We start from the raw sequence: 21,974 nt of genomic DNA on the forward strand, positions 1-21,974 counted from the left end.
TAATTTTTCACACAACATCTATCAACCTATACTTCTCCACATCGAAACGCATTGCAGATGCAGTTCACTTAAATAATCAACACTAGAATTAAGTTGGAGCAAGTTATGAAGATGAATCACATTGGTATCATGGTGGGTGATATGGACAAAGCGGTTGAGTTCTACACCAAAGCGCTGGGTCTTAAGATTGTCATGAACAACACTAAGGTTGAAGAAGAGCGTGAAACCGCCATTGGGCGCATGTGCATTGCTGTGTTCGGCGAAGGTTTTAAAGGCTTTAATATTGCCCACCTACTCACCAATGATGGCATTGGCGTTGAACTATTCGAAATGAAAGAGCGCCAAGAACGTCACGACGTTGATTTTTCTCGCATCGGGATTTTCCATTTCTGCCTACAAACAGATGACTTTGCCGGTGTGATTTCTCGTACTGAAGAGTTTGGCGGCAAAGTGCGTATGGACATTATGCGTTACCACCCAGAAGATGATTCTAAGCCTGCGCAAATGGTCTACCTAGAAGACCCGTTTGGTAACTTATTCGAGCTTTACTCGCACACTTACGAAGAAACTTACGCATCTGACTACGAGTAAATTCATCACACTCGCTTCAAAGTAGCGCAATCAAACCTAAAAAGGTTAGCACTCTGTGGCTAGCCTTTTTACTTTATTTGGCTAAGTTTTAGATAAGAGTGCAATTCGTGGTTTTTATGCTCTACGGCCGAGTGGATATTGATATCGGCATTACCGACCACGCTAAAACAATAGCGATTATCTCCTTTTAAAATCTCAATATCGAGGATGCCGTTTTCTAAACACCACTTCCCTTCCGTTTTGAATCGATCAAACAATCGATATTCATCCAATGTTCCATCAGCATGAAAGACAACTTCGGTAATGTACCCTCCGGTACACGTTTTGATCCAATGACTGTCAGCCACATCAGAAATAAGTAAGTCACGCTTCCCACTTCGCCAGAGGAGAAACTCAGGCTCATTCAAACTGTCGAAACAAACATCCACCATAGCGACTAACTGCTGTGTCTTCGATTCTCTTTCAAAGAGTTGAATTAATATCCGTTCTTTTTGCACCGACATCTCCACGTTTCATCCCTTGCTAACCATCCATTTAAACCCTTAACTTCTCACTATTTGTGCGTATTCGCAACACGCTGGCTTGGTTAACATCACTTTACGGCGGTTCAGATTTTTTCAAAGCCGAAGCTGTCCGTCCAACTCTAGTAAATCTTCTTGTTTTTCATAGTCATAATTGATATTTCAGTGTACATTTTCTTCTATGAAATTCTGGTTTATTTTCGACAATAACTAAAATGTATAACAGCAAAGATAAAGAGACAGCGAAAAAACTGAAACGATTAGCATTGATCTATCTATTTATGCTTGTCACTCCATTTTTATTAACGGCTGTTACATCAAAGGCTGAAGGTAGAGTTCTCTTTTTGCTTGTATGGCCTTTAATTTCAATCTGGTATTTCTTTGCGTATCGTCGAATTGCTAAACACTATCAATGCACCACAACTAAGCTCCTCGCTTTTAGCTATGGAGGTGGAGGTTCATTCTCCAGTACCATGTACAGCTTAGCGAGCTTTATACTGTTGATATCCATGTTATTAATATTTAAAGCAATTTAATAAATTAAACATTATTCTCCTCGGTAAGAAGGCTAATTTATGAACGACAATTTAAAATTACTGGTTTTAGGTTGGTTGTATCTGGAAGATGAAATGATCAAGTCCCAATTAGATAACATACACGCAATGGGCTTTCAGGATCTTATCTATGGGGACAACAAAAAATATGCGTGGTTTGCTTGTATTCCTGAAGTTCGAGAGCGAATTCTTGCTATCGAAATTAGTGATAAACAATTAGCTAGCGTCGATTATTTATCTGGTGAATGCTGTGATACTCACTCCATGATAATGCCTAACTGGGACGGAACTGGTGATGAGTTCGATTTAGAGTCATTTGAGGGGATTGAAAAACTCACTAACCTCAAATGCCTTGAATTACTGCAACTTGAGAAAGTCATTGATGGCCATAAACTGCTCGAAATGCAACTGACCGAAATTAATAGCTGTGAGGGATTGAGCGACGCCATCGTGATAGAACTTGAACGTCGCGGCGTTGTGTTCTCGTAGTTCTATACAGCTCCGTTTGCAAGGTAGCTGAGCCTCATGATGGTAAAGCGCAAACCTTTACCACAGAGAAAGGTACACGCAATCAACGTGGCAATGATTCATAAAGTGTTCTTTTCAATTTATAACCATACGTTGAAAAAAAGCCCCAAGAATTCTTGGGGCTTGCTAGGGTTATCTCGAGAAATTGTCTACATTAAATGGAGTCACACACTCCCTTAACGCCCTGCTAAGGTGCAACTTAGAACGCGCTACACCCCAGTAGTATCCCCTAGCTTTCGTTATTCCCAATCAAGGATAACTTTGCCAGACATCCCGCTACACATGACGTCGAAGCCTTCTTGGAAGTCATCAACCTTGTAGTGGTGAGTGATAATTGGCGTCAAATCTAGGCCAGATTGGATTAGCGAAGCCATCTTGTACCAAGTTTCAAACACGTTAAGAAGCCATAAATTAAATCTTTATTATCAGAATGTTAAGATTAACACTTGAACTTTTGGGACGTTTTTGGGACGTTGTGCGGGATGATTATTTACTCACTTGCCAAACAGTAGACGTAATAGCGAAATTAGAGGAAAAACAAATAACTAAAACACCCGATAAGCACCATTCATATATTGTTGGCTAAGCATCTAGTGAGACCCTTTATCTGAACATTCACAGGGAGTCTCATTATGAAGGGTATTTTCATTCAGGTAGCCCAACTTTTGGTGCAAGCTAAATCCTTGCTGGTTGCCTCTTTGGGTTTCAAAGTCCGCCTCGTTATGACTGAAATCAACTGGCTGATGAGCACCAATACTGAGTTGTTGCAATTGGCCCTGTTGCCAGAGTAAATCGAGTGGCGTGTTAGCACCGTGCAGTTGGTTGCGAATGTCGGCTTCGTTGTAGCTTTGGCTCAACGCCTGAGCGTTGAGGGTTTCTTTGGTGATTTGCCCTGAAGCGTTGTATTCAAACCCAACCCACGCATCGCCATTTTCGGCGCTCACTAAACGAGCAGCTTCGTCGTATTCATACCAAGTGTGGCCCGTCGAGTTTCCAGAGACATCTAGCGTTTGGATATGAGCGAGGTCGCCGCCACCGGTGCCTTCGTAATGACACTCAGACGGAACCCAATGCATCAAATTTATCGTGCTTTGGTTCTGTTCGGTTTGTCTTTACCCTAATAACTCGATGGGTGTGTTTCGAATACCAAGCGAACTATCAAACCAAGCAAGACACAAGACACGACCCCATTCCTTTCGACCCCATTCCTTTTTTCGCTTAAAACGGAACCGACTTCGTTTACCGATAGCAGTGCATAGCCTTGAGGTCCATATTGGTATGACTTGGGTGCCCCAGAGCCAGATTCATTAATTAACTGCTGGCCAAGCCAAGCAAATTGCGTGATTTCACCGTCAACATCTTTTTGAATACGTCGCCCCAATGGGTCGTAGCTGTAGGTTGCCTTAGTCTCAATGGTACGTTCTAAAGTTGATGGGTTAACGCGCTCCTTTTGGTCACTTATTAAGCGAGCCACGTCGTTGTAGGCATATATTTCAACTACTGTACCATCTTTACTTTAGCGTTTAGTGTGGTTGCCACGAGCGTCATACTCATACGCATATTGCGTATCTTCTTGCAACTGCCCAGCAATTTTGTAAACACCAACAAAATCTAGGCGAAAACGTGCTGGCACAATCGCACCAACACATCCTTAAACAAATCTCAACAGGCAAAAGTCAAGCTCCGATCTCAATATTTTCTCTTTACCTAGTTGAATAGACACTTAATCATTATCTTTATAATGGTCATTTCGTGATTTCATATCAGACGTAAAAACATCATTATCGATATTCCAGGTACCAATTCTTTGCTCAAAAATAGTCTTCACATCATCCCAGTTAACTTCATTTATTTTCACCCTTAAACTAGGCTGAGGCATTTCCCAGAAATATAGCATTAATGAATAGGACAGCTCTCTGTATAATAGCTCATCTTCCATTCCAATCATTTTTTCAGAAATCAATTCTTCCATAAACACCAATTTTGATTTTCCTTCCCACATAAATTCCAAAGGCCAATAACTTTTCACAACAGAAACAATATGTACAAATTTCATAATCTACGTCCTCACTCTACCATCGGGCTAAACACTATTATCTGGTTTACAAGAGTTCTTTTCATGACTTTTTCTGTTTTTCATTGGTCACCACCATGACGACTATGATCACGCTCCCAAACTGACCCATCATTCTGATTCAATTTGCCTTTACTACCCTTTATCGGACTATAGTCTGTCGGTGACGAGTCGGGGTTTTCGGGGAAGGGGCAACTCTCAGGATCGGAGTCATTATCTGCGTTTTCATTGTTATACCAATAATCACCTAAAGCCTCTCCGGCAGCACTCCCGCAATCAGAGAGAATGCAGATAACCCCTGCCCAAAGAGCTATATCAGTTCCAGTAAGTACAATCGGTATAATAATTGCAATCTCTCCCGTAGGATCAATCAAGAGCAATGGATTGTTTAGTGCATATGCATGTGTATTTACACCACCTTCCAACCCAATTGGATCACGCTGAATATATCGACCTGTTCTTGGATCATTCTCCCTAAAATAATTTTGCTTTACCCCTGACTCCGTATCGTAATATTGCCCAGGAAAACCGATATTATACGAGTGATCATTCGATAGGGTATCAACGCCAAATGGCGTTCTAGCTTGCGTCCAACTTTCAGCTTGTCCATTCAATAACGCGACAGGCGCTGATAAATGATCGCTCACCACGCTCAAAGCGGAATCCGCTTCGTTTACCGATAACGGTGCGTAACCTTGAGGCCCATATTGGTATAACTTAGATGAGCCCGCTCCTGATTCATTGATTAACTGCTGGCCAAGCCAAGCAAATTACGTGATTTCACCGTCAACATCTTTTTGAATACGTCGCCCCAATGGGTCGTAGCTGTAGGTTGCCTTTGTCACAATTGTACGTTCTAAAGTTGATGGGTTAACGCGCTCCTTTTGGTAGCTTATTAAGCGAGCTAAATCGTTGTAGGCATATGTTTCAACTACAGTGCCACCTTTACTTGAGCGTTTAGTGCGGTTGCCACGGGCGTCATACTCATACGTATATTTGTTGTTAGTTAACGAAATAAAAAATAAAAATCCCTCGATTCATTCGAGGGATTTTTTATTTGTGCCGATTAAAAGCGTGAGGACGACAATTTACAGCTGCTTCGCCGCATCACCTTTAGTTATTCATTTAACAACGTTGTTCCACTTAAGATAAATGGACTCAGCTAACGCTTTATTATATGTAAACATCGCTAACTTATGAGCCTCCCCTTGAGCATTTCGACCAGACAATGCAAACATCACTTCATTATTATTCAGCAGAGTTTGAGGATCACCAGAAACAGCGGTTGGTGTAATATGCCAGTCACTACCATCAAAGACACCGTCGATAATGACAGTGCCATTAGCGAGGCCCCAACCAGCAGAACTGGTCGCACCATTGGATTCAGTCAAGGTAACCGTATTCGCCGAGAACTCCATTTTAGTCAGGAAAGGTTTAGGCGATTTCGTGGTGGAATCATCAAAAACATGATAAATGGTCTGATTAGTAAACATGTCAGCGGTGACATCGCTAGCCTCTACGCTCGGCCAACTCCCATTGCTATATTCAGACTTGGTGGAAAATGTCAAATCCCAGTTTTCTTCAGCCAATAATGCAGTGTTGCTGTTCATGTATAAGACCGTGGCATCATCTATCTTATTGGGGCCGAAATTGACAGCATATGGCCCTTCAACAGTAATGCCATCTTGGCGAGTGATCATTATCGTGTCATCGTTACTAAAGACGAATTTCTGAATACCTTCCTCAACAGAATAAGGTCCGTTTAGACTTAGGAAATAAAGGGTTTCTCCCCGATAAAAATCAGCAACCGTTCTTACTGCTGGTTTCGTAGTTAGGTTCCCATCTTTATCTTTTTTTACCTCTATCAAATCTAGATCGGTACCATTATTAATTTCAGAATCAAGAAAGTCAGATATCTCATTAGTGCTAGCTTTTATTGCTGCTGATGACTGGTTACCAATATCAGGCAATACTGATAGTGTTAATGTTCGTGCCAACGCGTGTGCTTTTTTTGCCATACCTGGCTGAGTGGTTTTACTTTTAATGTAATCACCACTAATAATACTAGCGTCAATGTTCAGCTCAGCAGCAACATCTGCAACCGAGATATTGCGCGCTTTGGCTAAGGTCGTAAATGGTGTCACCACTTCAGAGGCATTACCGGCGTGCATCACATAGTTCTGCGTGATGAAACCTGGCTTATCACTGTCACTCGTTACGCCAGCCTCAACCGTAACGATCATGTCATAACCCGCATCAGCTGCAGGAATGGTTATTTGCCCACTGTCGTTGGTTTTGCCAATCAATTCGCCGGATTCAGACTGACCATTTGCATTTCGATCTGCGTACACATTTGCATTAATCAGATAACCATCGATCACCGTTATAGTTTTCGACGCCGAGACTGAATTCGTATCATCATTATTATCACTATCGCACGCAGATAGAGCACCAATAACCGCGAGGGTAAGTAGCGTTTTTTTAAACATTCCGAACTTCCTTGTACTTAATTTATAAACAATCTAGATAAACTTTAGCATTAATTAATCAACAAATTTTATCATCACCATTACTTACATTTATTGTTAATATATTCTGCGATGTTATTCGCACCTCGCCAGTGCTGCCGATCTGTTATTATTCATAACTTGAATGCTAACTATCCGTAATATTGGGCCGCATGATGCATGTTCTACGGAAGATGAAACGGTTGCGAAAATCTACGGCAAATGGCTTATCAAAACTGTTAGAACGAAATAGCCTCCCGTTTGTACTGAACTCATTGAACTAGGCCAAAAGACATAGCCTGTCATCTTAATTTTCAAGTAGTTATAACGAAAAATGCCCCAAGTGATTCTTGGGGCATTTTTTTGGGACATCCCTGGGACATTTTCGTGGGCTAAATAGGGTTACATCTTCCCCTTAAGGCCTTCATAAGGTGTAATATTGGGAATATCTCACCTCATCACTTTTCACTTATGCCCCCTAGCTTTTGTTATTCCCAATCAAGGATAACTTTGCCTGACATCCCGCTACACATGACGTCGAAGCCTTCTTGGAAGTCATCAACCTTGTAGTGGTGAGTGATAATTGGGGTCAGGTCTAGGCCAGATTGGATTAGCGACGCCATCTTGTACCAAGTTTCAAACATCTCACGACCGTAGATACCTTTGATCACTAGGCCTTTAAAGATCACTTGTGTCCAATCGATACCCATGTCTGAAGGTGGAATACCTAATAGAGCAATACGGCCGCCGTGGTTCATGGTGCTCAACATTGAGTTAAACGCCATTGGGTTGCCTGACATTTCAAGACCAACATCAAAGCCTTCTTTCATGCCCAGCTCTTCCATCACCGTTTCTAAGCTTTCATTCGCCACGTTAACTGCGCGGGTTACGCCCATTTTGCGAGCAAGGTCTAAACGGTATTCGTTCACATCAGTGATCACTACGTGACGAGCGCCAACGTGTTTCGCAACCGCTGCCGCCATGATGCCGATTGGGCCTGCACCGGTGATCAGTACGTCTTCACCGACAAGATCAAACGAAAGTGCGGTGTGAACAGCATTGCCAAACGGGTCAAAGATTGATGCCAAATCATCTGAAATATCCGCTGGGATTTTAAAAGCATTAAAAGCCGGAATCACAAGGTATTCAGAGAAACAACCAGTGCGGTTTACGCCCACACCAATCGTGTTACGACATAGATGAGTGCGGCCGCCACGGCAGTTACGGCAATGACCACAAGTGATATGGCCTTCACCAGAAACGCGGTCGCCTAGCTCAAAGCCACGCACTTCTTGGCCAATACCAACCACTTCACCTACATATTCATGGCCAACAACCATCGGTACTGGAATGGTTTTTTGCGACCATTCATCCCACTTGTAAATGTGAACGTCAGTACCACAAATGGCGGTTTTCTTGATACGGATTAACAGATCATTATGGCCAAGTTCAGGCTTATCCACTTCTGTCATCCAAATGCCTTCTTCAGGCTTTAGCTTTGCTAATGCTTTAATTTTCATTCTATTCACCCAAAATTGCTCCGCTCTGTGCGTAGCAAAAAAACTTTTCTTAATGACAACATAGCTCGTTCTTCATCGTGACGGCACTATTTGTACCGTCACAATAAAAAGCGAAAACAGGCTTAGATGATGCCCATATCTTGGCCAACTTGGATAAAGGTATCGATCGCACGGTCTAGCTGCTCACGTGAGTGTGCTGCCGACATTTGTGTACGGATACGCGCTTGACCTTTTGGTACCACTGGGAATGAGAAGCCAACAACGTAGATGCCTTTCTCAAGACAACGCTCTGCAAACTCTGCTGCAACTTTTGCATCGCCCAACATGATTGGGATGATGGCATGATCAGCGCCACCCATGGTGAAGCCAGCTGATTCCATGCGAGTACGGAAATGCGTTGCGTTTTCCCATAAATGGGTACGCAAATCGCCACTTTCTTGCAGTAGGTCAAGTACACGTAGTGATGCGTTTACGATTGCTGGTGCCACTGAGTTTGAGAACAGGTAAGGACGTGAACGTTGACGAAGCCAATCAATCACTTCTTTCTTACCAGATGTGTAACCACCTGATGCCCCGCCGAGTGCTTTGCCTAGCGTGCCAGTGATGATGTCGATACGATCAACTACATTGTGGAAATCTGGCGTACCTGCGCCAGTTGGGCCCATAAAGCCAACCGCGTGAGAATCATCAACCATTACCAAAGCATCGTACTTATCAGCCAAATCACAAATAGCAGGAAGATTGGCAACCACACCATCCATTGAGAACACACCATCAGTAACAATAAGAGTATGACGCGCACCCGCTTCTTTTGCGGCAATTAATTGCTGCTCTAGCTCTTGCATGTTGTTGTTTGAGTAGCGGTAACGCATTGCTTTACATAGTCGCACACCATCAATGATTGAAGCGTGGTTCAATGCGTCAGAAATTATTGCGTCTTCTGCACCTAAAATAGTTTCAAATAGACCCGTGTTAGCATCAAAGCAAGAGGTATAAAGGATGGTATCTTCTTTGCCTAGGAAGTGAGATAGTTTCTGCTCAAGCTCTTTATGGATGTCTTGAGTACCACAAATAAAGCGAACTGATGCCATACCAAAACCGTGCTCATCCATACCTGCTTTACCCGCTTCGATAAGTGCAGGATGGTTTGCAAGGCCTAGATAGTTGTTCGCACAAAAGTTTAAAACTTCTTGGCCAGTAGAGATTTTGACTTGCGCTTGCTGCTGAGAAGTAATTACACGCTCAGATTTGTAAAGGCCTTCACCTTTAACATCTTCAATTTGTTGTTGGATCTGTTGGTAAAATGCAGAGGACATCTTCAATTCCTTATCATTATCTTTATAAATGGCGCCCATTTCGACTTTCGTTAATGAATAGTACATTGGCCAGGCGCTAGGTTGATTAAGGCGTGAACACTCAATCAACCTACATCTGTTAAGTGTAATCTAGGAGAAGAAATTGCATTATCCCACTAAGTGGAAAAACATTATTGAATCTGAGGCACAAATCCGCTTAACTAAGCGCTGTGTGTTCCGAGTTGAATACCAGCAAGCACCATGATTGCAGCAATAAATAACAGGATATTTTCGAGTGTCGACCAAAGGTCGAGCATCATATCGGCATAGAGCATCGTGGTCTCCTCGTAGGTTATCGTTGGAGATACCTTAGTCTTTGCATTGGTTCTAAACCGAGATATAAATCGCAAAAAATCCTTATTTATAAATATATTACTATGTGACTAATTATGATCAACAATCGCCTTATCGCGTTACTACCTGACCTCGCGTCATTCATTCTTATTGTGAACGAAGGCAGTTTTACTGCCGCCGCCAAGATTTTAGACGTAACGCCTTCCGCTCTAAGTAAATTGATCACACGTTTAGAAAAAGCACTGTCAGTAAAGTTGTTTGAGCGAACGACTCGATCATTAATCATCACTCCAGCCGGACAAAAAGTGTATGACCAAGCATTGTTGATGGTGAATGCCGCGCAACAAGCCATTGAGCTATCCACCAGCGATCACACGGAAGCAAGTGGTTCGATTACTGTTGCTGCACCAGAAGCGTTTCTAAATTCAGTGTTACAACCTCTGGTACTGCCGTTTTTGGCACTATACCCCGAGATTGAACTTCGCCTGCGCGTGGCGGATGGCCAGTTTGATCTGCTGCGTGATCGCATTGATATTGCCTTTAAACTGACTGACAAGCCTGATGAGAATCTCGTACTTAAAGAGATTGGCCAGACGCATCTACGTTTATGCGCCAGCCCTGAATATATTCAACGATACGGCATGCCAGATAACCCAACGCAGCTTATTGATCATCAATGCTTATATCTTGCTGAAACAGAACGTGATCATATCTGGGACTTTTTCAAAGATGATGAATACCACTCCATCTCAGTACGAGGTCGATATGCAGTAAACCACTCTCAAATGCGCTTAAATGGTGTTAAAAGTGGCTTAGGTATTGGTATTTTCCACGATTTCGTTATCGCTGAAGCACTCACGACTGGAGAGGTTATCGAAGTACTTGGCGACTGGACACTAAAGAGTAATTACCATGGCGCGATCGCCATGCAATATCCACAAACCCAATATATGCCGGCCAGAGTACGGGCTTTTATTGATTTTGCCATTGAGCACTTACAAAAAAAGCTAGCGAACTAGCTTATAACAACACATTAGCAACTAACTACCTATTAACTACACATAGATAGTGCCTTTTAAATAAATCGTAGCAAAACCGGAAATAAGCACTCGCTCACTCAATAGTCGGCAATATAAATTGCCTCCACGCACTGACGCTTGATGAGCCAACAGCTCGGTTTTACTCAGTCTTGCTCCCCAATAAGGAGCAAGACCAGAATGAATGGAACCGGTGACAGGATCTTCATCGCCCCCATTGGCTGGCCAAAAATACCGCGACACGAAATCATAATCTTTCGCGGCTGCGGTCACGACCACATCAAGTGGAGCAAGTCGCTTCAATTGCACTGAGTCATAGTGAACTTGATAGACATCTTGCTCATCATCAAATACCGCAAAGTAGGCTTGACGATTTTTTAACACGCGACTTGGCTTAATAGATAAACCGTTAAGTAGACTTTCTGGTACCTCCTCTACCTCAGTCGGTGCCTGATTTGGAAAACTCATCTCAATCCGGCCATCATCTTTGCAATTGACGAATAGAGAGCCGACTTTATTGGTGAGAAATTCCAACTCGCCTTGGCTCTCAAATATATTGAACAGCACATAGGAGGCCGCGAGCGTCGCATGACCACAGAAATCCACTTCGGTAAGAGGAGAAAACCAGCGAATAACATATTGATTAAGCGACTCTTGTTTAATAAACGCGGTTTCCGAAAGGTTGTTTTCTGCGGCGATATTTTGCATTAATTCATCGCTTAGCCATTCATTGACTGGTACCACAGCGGCAGAATTACCTTTAAATTGCTCATCACTAAACGCATCTAAAATATAGATATCCAGTTCCATCTTCTCTCCTCTTCCTTAATGTTTATACTTTACGCGCAAACTGACGACTGTGCTGAGTTTGTCTCACAAGGCTCATTTAGGCCTCTTGCAACGCATGCATAACCGCGGCTTCTGCATGGATCTGCGTTGTATCATAGAGCGGAACAGATGTATGGCTCTGTTCAACCAGCAACGCGATCTCCGTGCATCCCAAAATCACCGCTTGGGCTCCTTGTTCGGCAAGGCTTGCAATGATTTGAAGGTACTCCTGTCGCGATGTCTCAGACACGATACCTTGGCACAATTCGTTATAGATAACATCATGAACAAGATTGCGCTGTGGCTCATCAGGAATCACCACCTCAATACCAAACTGCTCGGTTAGGCGCTGTTTGTAAAAATCTTGTTCCATCGTAAACCGCGTACCCAATAAACCGACTTTTCTCACGCCATCACTCACCAGTTGCATCGCAGTCGCATCAGCAATATGTAAAATGGGTATTGAAATCGCTTGTTCAATCAGTGGCGCGACCTTGTGCATCGTGTTAGTACAAATCAGCACAAAATCCGCGCCACCCGCCTGTACCGATTGGGCTGCTTGACTTAAAATTTCTGCGGTATCGTCCCAACGGCCTTGATGCTGCAGTTGTTCAATCTCATGGAAATCGACACTATAAAGACAGATTTTTGCTGAATGCAAACCGCCAAGCTTTGCTTTGACACCTTCATTGATTGCTTTGTAATAACTGGTCGTTGACTCCCAGCTCATTCCACCGATTAAACCAATTGTTTTCATTCTTTTACCTTATTAAAAATAGATTAGTTACGAAGACAACCCACGTCCTGTGGTTAAAAAATGCGCCCAATCATTTCTCTCTCGGCGCAACGCTTGCTCGACAGCAGAAGCCACATCGTAGTCCACGCAATGAAACGCCACATCCCACTGCTGCTCTGCATTCAGTGTTAATGTGGCATAGCGGGCATGTGGACTATAGTTTTCCATTGAGTGAAGAAACGGTTCATCATCGGTATAAGCGGGCATACCCACACTTCCCGGGTTAATCACAACTTGTCCTGTAGAGAGAGTGACGCAGCGAGGCGTATGGGTATGACCACATAATATGATGGCAGAAGTTTGTCCATCTAAGCGATCGAGAATAGATTGATCATCACGCAATTGCGCATGCCCATGGCTGGCATCTTCCAGTAAGTACTCCAGATCATCGCTTGGCGTACCATGACACACATAGATATCGTCACTAATCTGATAATCGAACGGCAACGCTTGCATCCACGCCATCGCTTCTTGACTTAATTGCTGCCAGATAAACTGCATGGTTGGATTCGCGTCAATATCATTCTGAGTCGCTTGAAAAATTTGCCGATCTTGGTTGCCACAAATGGTGATCGTATTCAGTGATTGCAAGTACTCAAAGGTCTGTTGAGGCGCTATCGGTCCGTAGAGAATATCACCCAAATTGATAAATTTATTAATTCCCAGCCGCTTGGCGTGTTCAACCACCGCTCGCAAGGCATAAACATTGCTATGAATATCAGATAGGATCGCGTAGGTTTGCATTTCACTCATTCCTTGAGTAGATAAAACATCACATTTGATAATAACAGCTACTAGAATCGTATGACATTGAAAATATGGACAATAATTAACCACCCCTCTCGATTGCTTTTAAACCGTCAGATGAAGTTTCGCTATGGTCGAAACAACCGCTGATAATCGACAAACAATGAGCAATTATTCAACCGTTTAAACGTCTAATGACAGTAATTGCACGCCAATTAATGTCATATTTATTAATAAATCAGTTTCATTTTGGTACATTCATACATATAATTTTACTTACATTATAAAAATGCCCAAGGAATCGATATGCGCTACCTGATTACCTTGATGCCAATTCTTTTTTCAGCAGTAGTTTTTGGCTCACCCCTTAAAATTCAACTTCCGGATCAATCGGTTATCTACACAGATACAGAAACGTTGTTAAGCGAGTTTGAAACGGAAACGTTCACAACACATTTGCCTTGGTTTGAAGATGCTCGGCAGTTTACTGGTATTCCCGTTACCGAATTAATAAAACGCTACGGTGACAACAATACTTTTGCCGTGACCTTCTCCGCCTTAAATGATTATAGAGCCACCAGCACTATCGATGATATTAAAAATTACCACCCCATTATCGCTTTATCCATGAATAGTGAACCGATGAAAATTAGGCATAAAGGCCCATTTTGGATGCTTTACAATCTGGATAAATATCCTGAAATCGATAACACGACCTACCATTCTCAAATGGTGTGGCAAATTGATGAAATCGTAATTTATAGCAATAATAATGACCAATAAAAGTAAAACAAAACGGTTTTCAACCTTACAATCGCGCTCGAAAGGAATGTTACTGGCGCTCTCTGCTTTGCTCATTCTGGCCAATTTGTATGTTTTTTCTGAAACTCGGCAATTGGCTCGATCCTATTCAGAGCAGCAAAACCAAGCAACCTGGTTTTTGTTTCAACTGACCAAGGAGTTTTCATCACTTGTATCAGTCACGCCTTTTGCATTAGAAAGTGAGCAATACAGAAAAAAAGCGGAACTAAGTTATGAGCTTACGTGGAGTCGATTTGACCTGTTACTTAACGCGAAAGAAGCCGACAGTTTCATGCAACTGGCTGGCGCTCGTGAGTTTTTTTCCTCGCTGTTCCAACGATATATTAGTTTAGAGCCAGAGCTTTGGAAGCTAAAATCCAAACGACAAGCAATGGTGCTGACCAATCAGCTCGAATCGATCTATCAAGACATGATCACATACGTAAACATCAACTTCCGCATCAAAAGCCCGATATACCAACAGCAAATGGAGCAAGCGAGACTGCTTAATCAAACACAATGGTTTCTGATGTCATTGCTCTTTATTTGCGCTCTATTAGTTGGCTATGTTTTACATTTAGAGTCTAACTACAACAAACACTTAGCCTTAACTGATGCATTAACAAAAATTAAAAACCGCCTTGCGATGACAGAATATGTCAATCGCAGAATAGAGAACGAAACCCCCTTCACTGTCTGTTTGCTCGATCTCAATGGTTTTAAGCAGATCAATGACCAATATGGTCACCATGCTGGAGACATCGCCTTACAGACGATGGCACAGCGTTTTGAGAATGTAGAGTGCCATTGTCGGGCATTTCGTATGGGGGGGGATGAATTTGCATTAATACTGCCGCAGCAAAGACAAGAAGAGATGGAGCAAACGTTAGAGGCGATTCTCGGCTGCTTTGACGATAAAATTACGCTATCCCTAGAAAACTCAGTTCAGCTTAGCGCCAGCTTAGGCCTTGCTAGTTATCCAACCCAAGGCAACAACTTCAGCGAACTGCTTAAAACAGCCGACACAAACATGTACCAAATGAAATTTGCTACACAAAATCGCTCCGTTCGCCTCTAGAGCGATACTATTGATTAATTAAGCTTTTTGCTCCAAGACTGACAGGCTGAACGAATTTGGGTTGCTGCCGCGTGGTAGCAATCCAAAGATTTTAAAAACGGGTCTTCAATGCTCCCTTCTCCCCACTGACCAAGCAAAAATGTTTTTCCCCGAGCCTGAGTTGAAACTTTCGCGACACTGACAATATGTTCAGGCTCCATAACCAAAACAATATCGCTCCAGAGACAATCTTCTTTCGTCAATTGATGAGCCTTGTGCTCGTCTATTGCGATACCAATATCATTGGCGACACTTACCATCGTACTGTCGGCTGGGAATCCCTCAAGTTCACTCTGCTTTGTTGCCGTACCTGCAGAACGCACTTCGACATGCGGTAAATACTGCTTAAGCAACACTTCCGCTAAAGGAGAGCGGCAAATATTCCCGCTACACACCACTAAAAACCGCTTAAACATCCACTCTTACCCTCTTCAAAGGCGTTGCAATAGAATAGCTCGCTCCGATAACCACCAATATTGCCAAAAAGGTGACGGTATTGGCTGGTGCCTGCAAATTAAAATCAACCGTAATGTGCAGTAGCATTGCAACCAGAGCAATAAGCCCTCCCAACGCAGCGCCTTTACATGTGCGACTTTGTCGATGACTAATCACCCAGATAGCTAAACCCAAAGCCCAAATCAATGATATTGATAAAAATAGCGACGCAGGTAGCCCAGCCTCTGCAATGAATTGAACATATTCATTATGGGCATGATCATAGTAACCAATCGCTTGTTGAGTGTAGCTTGGAAAAACAATATAAAAGCTCCCTAAACCGCTTCCCGTCAACAGAAAGTCCTTCATCATCGGTATGCTCCATTCAACCACGAGAGGTCTGGTATCGCTGCCCAGATGAGATTCCGCGATTCTTTGCTGCACTTTCTCTAAACCGAAAAAAGAGCCCAGCACGATAATATCGATAACGAATAAGCTGATTAGCAACCAAGTCAGCTTAGGCGGTCTTTGTTTATAAAAACAGAATGCAATAACACCAGCGACAAAAGTGGCGGCAAAAAAGGCACTATTACCCATTCTTGACCGAGTCATAACCAAAGCGATAACCATGATAATCAGCGCAAATCGAATCAACATCTTCTTTGAAACTAACAACTGAAGTAGCGCATTAACCCACTCTTGCCATGATGACAAGCGCTCTTGGGAACTACTCAGATCAATAACGATTAAACCTATTCCCATACTGAGGCAGAGCAATAAATAGTTAGCAAGGTGATTCTTATAAACAAACGACCCCGTCGCAATATCTGTTTCTGGCAAGCTAAAAATCCAAGACGATTCAACCCCAAGTAAAACATTAATCGCGCCATACAAAGCTTGCAGCGTGCCACTAATCACTATCGCAAGCATGACGGTTTTTAGCCGCTTTTTGCTATTAATCAAAATGGCACAACAGCAGATAAAACACAGATAAGCGACCCCCTTAATCAAAGAGATGTAGGTTGCGGCCGGGTCCAGTGAAATGTATCCCCATTCGGCGCCAACATCCTGATAGGCACTCGCCGACGCTGGCGATATCCATTCTAGAATAAATATTGGCAGTGGTATAATTTGGCAAAACACCCATATTTGAAAGGCTGCAACAGGGATGATAAGCCAACGAAAAGGCTTCAATTGACGAATAGAGAGAGGTTGACGATTTTTCGGCATCTCTCGGCTGTTATAAAGCACCCAAGCTAAAACGAAAGCAGTACTCGCAATCCATACTTCACCAATGGTCCATGCCCAAATTCTATTTGATCCTAATGGTATTGGCAGCCATATGAGCAGCGCGACTAGACTTGCAAAACAACCACGTTCAAGTCTATTTATCATTCTTACGTCCTTTGCTGATAATATTTATTTCTCGACCAAAGAGTCTCAATTCTCTGCGTCATTAAGTCAAAATATTCGCCAAATAATTACGCTAACTCTCAAATTTGGGACACAATTAAGTCTCTATTTATAATATATTTCTCGTTTGCTTTAAGGTTGATTATCAGCCAGATTTTGATTAACGGAAGAATCATGAATAAACGTATAGTTTCGATGTCCTCTATACTTCTTGTCAGCGCCCCTTCTTACGGTTACGAGATGATCAATAACGATATTGCTTATCTTGATTTTTATGGCGATATAAAAGCGAGCGCTTTATTTCTCGATAGAAAAGACAATGAGTACTCATTTGGTGATTCTAAAATTGGTGTTCGTGCCCGCTACGCAATAACTGATCTCATTTCGATCGCGGGAGGAACAGAAGCACAAGTCAACCTTGATGCTGATGAAGATAAAAATGAAGATGAAATATTCATCTCACAGTACTTTGTCGGTTTATACGCAGAGTCACTCGGCGCCCTGACTTATGGTAAACACAGTACATCATCTGATGACTTAAGTGGAACCGATTACTCCGAAGTTTTTGGCGGTAAGTCCAACCTAAACTCAGTCGGTGTTAAAGGCGATACCATAAAGTACGTTTACGATAACGAACTCTTTACCCTCAATGGTACATACGGCTTTGAGTCTGGTGAACAAAAACGAACCCTTGCTGAATTTTTTGGTCAATATAAACTTGCAGAACTGATATTAGTCAGTGGTATTGGTTCAACGGAAACTAACGCGACAAATAACAAAACTGACGCGCTATATTTTCATACCACCGCTCGTTTAGAAATGGGTGACACCAATTTAGGGGTTACCTACTACCATCAGAATTTTAATAATGATTCACAACCATCACGCTCAGTAGATAAAAACGCCTTTGCCATTGCCGGTCAAATCGCATTCACCGTTGCCCTTACTGGTTACGCTGGTCATGAGGTTATTAACCAAGACTCCGACAACTCTGCATTAACTGGCACCCAAAATAACAGCTACCTTGGAGTGTCGTTAGTTCCGCTTGAGTACACCAAGTTATTTGCTGAAGTTAATTTCAACTCTCCTATCCAAACCCCTGATGAAACTAACTTTGCCCTCGGCGCAGCGATCGCTTGGTAAGCAGCTTGGTAAACCGCTTGATGAGCATTCGATATCTATCAAGGGCATTGAGAAGTCATTGCGAGGAAAAGGAAAGTCCTACCTCGTTAACAATCTAGTGAGTTACCCATATCAACCACGTGTTTAAACACAAAAAAATGGCTGTTACCAACAGCCATTTTTTGTTTTTCCGAAATCACTTAGTTGGCGGAAATCGGATCTTTTTTCGTAGGTGCATTTGGTACTGGCGTTTCAGCAACAGCTTCAATACCCGCCGCGGTGGCCTCTGCGATAATCGTCGGGTCAATTCCAGCCTCAATTGCCGCAATGGTAATATCTTGATTTGATAATCCCAGTTCACGCGCGGTTTGCACGATTAAATCAATATGTTCCGGATATTTGATAAAAGCATGTGTGATAACTTGTGGCAAAATTTCGTTTCTCTGCTTTGCTGTTTCCTTCAAAAATGGCACCAAATTATCGGCAGCAGGATACTGAGAAAACTGTTCCACCAATGCCGCAGGGCTTGTTGAGGCATCTTGAAACAGGCTATTGAGTTGATCTTGTGTCATCAATTCAGCATGTGCCATAGATGCAACAGAAAGTGCAACCGCCATGCTTGCTATTTTTAGCCTTTTCATAAATATCCTTTTTTACTTGCATAGAACGAATTAATAATAGAACTACATTTGAACCGATACTATTTAATTTTAATTACGGCAGTAGTAGGGTTTTACACTGTTAAATGCCAAAATATTACAGGCTCTTTCACCTACAACTGGCAGCTTCAATATTGAATCATATTGCCAAAGTTTCATTTTATATCTTTTATGATCCAACAAATAAGAAATTGTCTGTTTTTTATCTGTTAACGATAATTGTGGCCAATGTGCCAAATAGTATTTTAAAGACTGCATCACCGTAAAAGGCTCATAGCGACCTACCAATTGGGCATAATGAAACTCAGCAACGACCGCATCAAACTCTGCGCCATTTCTCCACATTTGGTTTGCTTTATCGATCACCACAGATGAATCGAGAGGTCGCTGCGCCAATTGCAATTGAAACTGCTCTACGGACTTCAATGAAAACTTCTCTATCGACGCCTTATCTTGCGCAGTAAAAGCCAACCATGAATAGTACAAACCGAAAGCTTGATGGTCGATAAAAGGACCTTGGGACACAGGCTCCACTAAACTATTTAGCGTCCCTATTGTGCCATTTTCTTGCTCTGCCGACTTTTTAATGTCGCTAAGATAATTACGTATTGTCTGATTTTGCCAGTCATCCGCTCCTTTGATAAGAGAAAGCGTCATCAACAGCAATGAACCAACCATTAGAGTTAGAATCCCGACACGCTCATGCATAAGACAGTCCTTGTGTGGTTTGTTCTTTATCATCCTGCAACACTCTTTTTTGTACGATTCGATAACGAACATAAACAAACGCTAGAGCAAATGGTGCAACATATCTTGCATCAATCGTCATAAAAAAAGCACTGGATAACACTAAAAACAGCAGCACAGCAAAATCATATTGCATGCGGTGTTTAACGAAAAACTTAAACAGCCGTCCGACATATTTCACATAAACATAGACGAAAAAAATCCCGCCAAATATGACCCAATCAAAAAAGAACGACTTCGTCGATACACTTTTGGTTTCACCCACGACTAAATATTTTGAGAATTCAGAAAAATTTAGTAGCCCAGGCGCTAATCCATCGACAAAGCTCACAGCATGGACACCATATTCGTACATGGATGGTAGATAGCCAAAGAAACCACTGCCAATTGGGTTATAAATCAATGATATGATTGCCGTCATCACCGCGGTTCCGCGAGTCGCGACACTGGTGTAACGTTCAACGTCATTGACGATAGAGCCGCCCAAAAATGTAGAGACAAACACGGTGATACCAAAGAGCAAAATCAATGAGGCCAACAACTTATGGAAAGCATTGATACGACTAAAGGTGACAAAAGTAATAAAGATGGTCATCAAGAAACAAATCAATGTTCCCTTTGAAGTGATTAATAACACACTGGCCACAATGATTGGCGTAATCACAAAAAGGTTAATACGGAAAATAGCCGCAACCATCAACAAAACTAAACTAAACTGGAAGCCAAATGTACTCGCTTCAAAAGTAAAACCTCGCATTCGATGTGGCGACAACGCATAGTTTTGGTGGAAAAATGAAGAACTATTGATGAAACCACGCGCCGCTAAGTTTAATAAAAATGCGAAGATGACAACACCAGCGATGACTAATAATCCCTGATAAATCGTTTTTTCATCTTGACGAATCACCGTCAGGAAGACGACGACAGGAGGAATGATCAGCAATAAAAATCTCAGTCCTCGGTCAAATAGAAAAGTTTTATTGTAATCTCCATAAAAGAATGTCAGCAGCAAGAAGGAATAGACAAAAAAACCAAACAATAATTTGACCGTATTGAACTCCGTCTCCGATAACGAACGATAAGACAGAGCAACCTGCAATGCGAGCAACGGGATCATAGTAATCCCAAGTGGCGCAGTAAATACGCCACCAATAGAGGCAAGCGCAGTGTTCTCAAACGGAATTAGCAAACAGAAAAATAGAAATACCGCTTTTTGCACCGGAAGCTCCTAGCTGAGTGTAGAAAATGACTGGAAGTAGCGCTGATTCATAATATCTTCATGAAAGTTATGCTCAAAGTGCTCAACACAATCTTGCTGACTAATATTAAGATAAGCTTTATCCACCAATACCTTTTCTATACTTTGAGACAAATCCGTCTTACTTTCTAGATTAAAAACCCAGCCGGTTTTATCGTTAAGCATATCTGCGAGTGATCCAGCATTTGAAGCGAACACAGGCGTGCCATTGCGTAAAGACTCAGCAACGATCAAACCAAAACCTTCCCACAACGAAGGCACAACCACAAAATCGGCCTGTTGGAAGTGTTGGTCTAAGTCACTGTTTTTTACCCACCCAAGTCGTTTAATCGTGACATTGTCGATAGAGCCATCCAATAACTCATACAATTCAGGACAATCGTTGTGTACCGGTTCCCCGATAACACTCAATTCGATAGGTTGATCAACCTTCGGTAATTGCTTGAGTGCTTCAATAAACAGATGTAACCCTTTACACATATCTAAGCGACCAACAAATAACATGCGCGTTACGCCGCTATGCTGATTTTGATCTGACCATTCTCTATTAGCTAATGGTAACGCACTACCTTGTACTCCATTCCAGACAAGAGTGATCTTACTCTCTTTAAGGCCGATCTTTTGCGCCTCACGATATTCAGAAGGAGAAATACAATAAATTTGATCACAAAAAGGCGCCAGCAGGCGCTCAGCGCCAATATAGATCGAACGATAGAGCGTATTTTTTAACTTTGAGCTGTAGTGGACATTAAACGACCAGCCATGACTACAAAAAACGACTGACACCTTGTGCCACTTAGCAAAAGGCCATAAAAATGGACGTAAGAAACCAGCAAAAGTACTGTGTAAAAAAATGACTTGATACTGCTTAATCTCTAGCTTAAACAATAAAGTCCAAAGTAAAACGAGTACATTGAATGGTCTAAACCCTTTGGGTTTTAGTGGCAAAATAGAACGATGATAATTAAACGCTAAAAAATCATTTTGCACAGACTCTGCGCGAGACAGAGACTCAAAAAAAGTTTCGATTCCACCCGGTGTGGTTTCCGATATATTTAAAACTTTCATGC

Annotated in this window: 23 protein-coding genes and 1 pseudogene; 6 read left to right on the plus strand and 18 right to left on the minus strand. The window is 42.2% G+C overall.

Going from position 1 to position 21,974, the window contains the following annotated elements; translation table 11 throughout:
- Positions 1-105 precede the first annotated feature (105 nt).
- Positions 106-591 (plus strand): VOC family protein, encoded by a 486-nt coding sequence (locus RH88_RS15870; RefSeq protein ID WP_005597834.1) that lies wholly within the window; start codon positions 106-108, stop codon positions 589-591.
- A gap of 68 nt (positions 592-659) precedes the next feature.
- On the opposite strand, the gene RH88_RS15875 is transcribed toward RH88_RS15870, so the two are convergent.
- The gene (locus RH88_RS15875) at positions 660-1,094 is read right to left on the minus strand and encodes a hypothetical protein (protein WP_005597836.1); all 435 of its coding nucleotides are present in this window, start codon (positions 1,092-1,094) and stop codon (positions 660-662) included.
- A 593-nt stretch (positions 1,095-1,687) separates the two neighbouring features.
- Here RH88_RS15875 and RH88_RS15885 point away from each other — a divergent pair.
- Positions 1,688-2,155: a DUF6892 domain-containing protein gene (locus RH88_RS15885; protein ID WP_005597838.1), complete on the plus strand. Its 468-nt coding sequence runs from the start codon at positions 1,688-1,690 to the stop codon at positions 2,153-2,155.
- Positions 2,156-2,433: 278 nt separating this feature from the next.
- Here the strand turns inward: RH88_RS15885 and tdh (RH88_RS23060) are convergent.
- From tdh (RH88_RS23060) to RH88_RS15920, 8 genes and pseudogenes are all read right to left on the minus strand, one after another.
- A pseudogene (gene tdh, locus RH88_RS23060) lies at positions 2,434-2,589 on the minus strand (L-threonine 3-dehydrogenase); the annotation flags it as partial.
- Positions 2,590-2,784: 195 nt separating this feature from the next.
- Entirely contained in the window at positions 2,785-3,270 is a 486-nt protein-coding gene (locus tag RH88_RS15890) for a hypothetical protein (RefSeq protein ID WP_005597843.1), read from the minus strand.
- A 41-nt stretch (positions 3,271-3,311) separates the two neighbouring features.
- Positions 3,312-3,668, minus strand: a complete 357-nt coding sequence (locus RH88_RS15895; protein WP_005597845.1) for a hypothetical protein — start codon at positions 3,666-3,668, stop codon at positions 3,312-3,314.
- A 249-nt stretch (positions 3,669-3,917) separates the two neighbouring features.
- A complete protein-coding gene (locus RH88_RS15900; protein ID WP_005597849.1) occupies positions 3,918-4,250 on the minus strand; it encodes a hypothetical protein in 333 nt (110 codons plus the stop codon).
- An 80-nt stretch (positions 4,251-4,330) separates the two neighbouring features.
- Complete coding sequence (locus tag RH88_RS15905; protein WP_005597852.1) at positions 4,331-4,915, minus strand: RHS repeat-associated core domain-containing protein; 585 nt, start codon at positions 4,913-4,915, stop codon at positions 4,331-4,333.
- A 474-nt stretch (positions 4,916-5,389) separates the two neighbouring features.
- Positions 5,390-6,757 carry a hypothetical protein gene (locus tag RH88_RS15910; protein WP_005597853.1) on the minus strand — a complete coding sequence of 456 codons (1,368 nt, stop codon included), beginning with the start codon at positions 6,755-6,757 and terminating at the stop codon, positions 5,390-5,392.
- Positions 6,758-7,263: 506 nt separating this feature from the next.
- Positions 7,264-8,295 (minus strand): L-threonine 3-dehydrogenase, encoded by a 1,032-nt coding sequence (tdh, locus tag RH88_RS15915; RefSeq protein ID WP_005597855.1) that lies wholly within the window; start codon positions 8,293-8,295, stop codon positions 7,264-7,266.
- 122 nt (positions 8,296-8,417) lie between these two features.
- Positions 8,418-9,611, minus strand: coding sequence for a glycine C-acetyltransferase (locus tag RH88_RS15920; protein ID WP_005597857.1), 1,194 nt, complete (start codon positions 9,609-9,611; stop codon positions 8,418-8,420).
- A gap of 428 nt (positions 9,612-10,039) precedes the next feature.
- Between RH88_RS15920 and RH88_RS15925 the strand changes: the two genes are divergently transcribed.
- Positions 10,040-10,963, plus strand: a complete 924-nt coding sequence (locus tag RH88_RS15925; protein WP_005597861.1) for a LysR family transcriptional regulator — start codon at positions 10,040-10,042, stop codon at positions 10,961-10,963.
- 36 nt (positions 10,964-10,999) lie between these two features.
- Here the strand turns inward: RH88_RS15925 and RH88_RS15930 are convergent, their stop codons facing one another.
- From RH88_RS15930 to RH88_RS15940, 3 genes are all read right to left on the minus strand, one after another.
- On the minus strand, positions 11,000-11,791 hold the full coding sequence (locus RH88_RS15930) for a PhzF family phenazine biosynthesis protein (protein WP_005597862.1): 792 nt from the start codon (positions 11,789-11,791) through the stop codon (positions 11,000-11,002).
- A 76-nt stretch (positions 11,792-11,867) separates the two neighbouring features.
- Positions 11,868-12,566, minus strand: a complete 699-nt coding sequence (locus tag RH88_RS15935; protein ID WP_005597864.1) for an aspartate/glutamate racemase family protein — start codon at positions 12,564-12,566, stop codon at positions 11,868-11,870.
- 27 nt (positions 12,567-12,593) lie between these two features.
- Positions 12,594-13,349 (minus strand): metallophosphoesterase family protein, encoded by a 756-nt coding sequence (locus RH88_RS15940; RefSeq protein WP_005597866.1) that lies wholly within the window; start codon positions 13,347-13,349, stop codon positions 12,594-12,596.
- Between the two features lie 309 nt (positions 13,350-13,658).
- On the opposite strand from RH88_RS15940, the gene RH88_RS15945 reads away from it, so the two are divergent.
- Both RH88_RS15945 and RH88_RS15950 read left to right on the plus strand, forming a co-directional pair.
- Positions 13,659-14,135: a putative pterin-binding protein gene (locus RH88_RS15945; protein ID WP_005597868.1), complete on the plus strand. Its 477-nt coding sequence runs from the start codon at positions 13,659-13,661 to the stop codon at positions 14,133-14,135.
- Entirely contained in the window at positions 14,125-15,231 is a 1,107-nt protein-coding gene (locus tag RH88_RS15950) for a GGDEF domain-containing protein (RefSeq protein ID WP_005597869.1), read from the plus strand. The genes RH88_RS15945 and RH88_RS15950 overlap by 11 nt, the downstream gene beginning before the upstream one ends.
- Before the next feature lie 14 nt (positions 15,232-15,245).
- On the opposite strand, the gene RH88_RS15955 is transcribed toward RH88_RS15950, so the two are convergent.
- Positions 15,246-15,686 carry a low molecular weight protein-tyrosine-phosphatase gene (locus RH88_RS15955; RefSeq protein WP_005597871.1) on the minus strand — a complete coding sequence of 147 codons (441 nt, stop codon included), beginning with the start codon at positions 15,684-15,686 and terminating at the stop codon, positions 15,246-15,248.
- Entirely contained in the window at positions 15,679-17,100 is a 1,422-nt protein-coding gene (locus tag RH88_RS15960) for an O-antigen ligase family protein (protein WP_005597874.1), read from the minus strand. The genes RH88_RS15955 and RH88_RS15960 overlap by 8 nt, the downstream gene beginning before the upstream one ends.
- A gap of 192 nt (positions 17,101-17,292) precedes the next feature.
- Between RH88_RS15960 and RH88_RS15965 the strand changes: the two genes are divergently transcribed.
- Positions 17,293-18,261, plus strand: coding sequence for a porin (locus RH88_RS15965; protein WP_005597875.1), 969 nt, complete (start codon positions 17,293-17,295; stop codon positions 18,259-18,261).
- 179 nt (positions 18,262-18,440) lie between these two features.
- Here the strand turns inward: RH88_RS15965 and RH88_RS15970 are convergent, their stop codons facing one another.
- From RH88_RS15970 to RH88_RS15985, 4 genes are all read right to left on the minus strand, one after another.
- Positions 18,441-18,881: a hypothetical protein gene (locus RH88_RS15970; RefSeq protein ID WP_005597876.1), complete on the minus strand. Its 441-nt coding sequence runs from the start codon at positions 18,879-18,881 to the stop codon at positions 18,441-18,443.
- 69 nt (positions 18,882-18,950) lie between these two features.
- On the minus strand, positions 18,951-19,607 hold the full coding sequence (locus tag RH88_RS15975) for a hypothetical protein (protein WP_005597877.1): 657 nt from the start codon (positions 19,605-19,607) through the stop codon (positions 18,951-18,953).
- A complete protein-coding gene (locus RH88_RS15980; RefSeq protein WP_005597878.1) occupies positions 19,600-20,865 on the minus strand; it encodes a hypothetical protein in 1,266 nt (421 codons plus the stop codon). Before RH88_RS15980 ends, RH88_RS15975 begins: the two co-directional genes overlap by 8 nt.
- A 9-nt stretch (positions 20,866-20,874) precedes the next feature.
- A complete protein-coding gene (locus tag RH88_RS15985; RefSeq protein ID WP_005597879.1) occupies positions 20,875-21,972 on the minus strand; it encodes a glycosyltransferase family 4 protein in 1,098 nt (365 codons plus the stop codon).
- Between the last annotated feature and the right edge of the window lie 2 nt (positions 21,973-21,974).

The sequence above is a fragment of the Vibrio scophthalmi LMG 19158 genome (assembly GCF_000222585.1).
GTDB classification, from domain to species: Bacteria; Pseudomonadota; Gammaproteobacteria; order Enterobacterales; family Vibrionaceae; genus Vibrio; species Vibrio scophthalmi.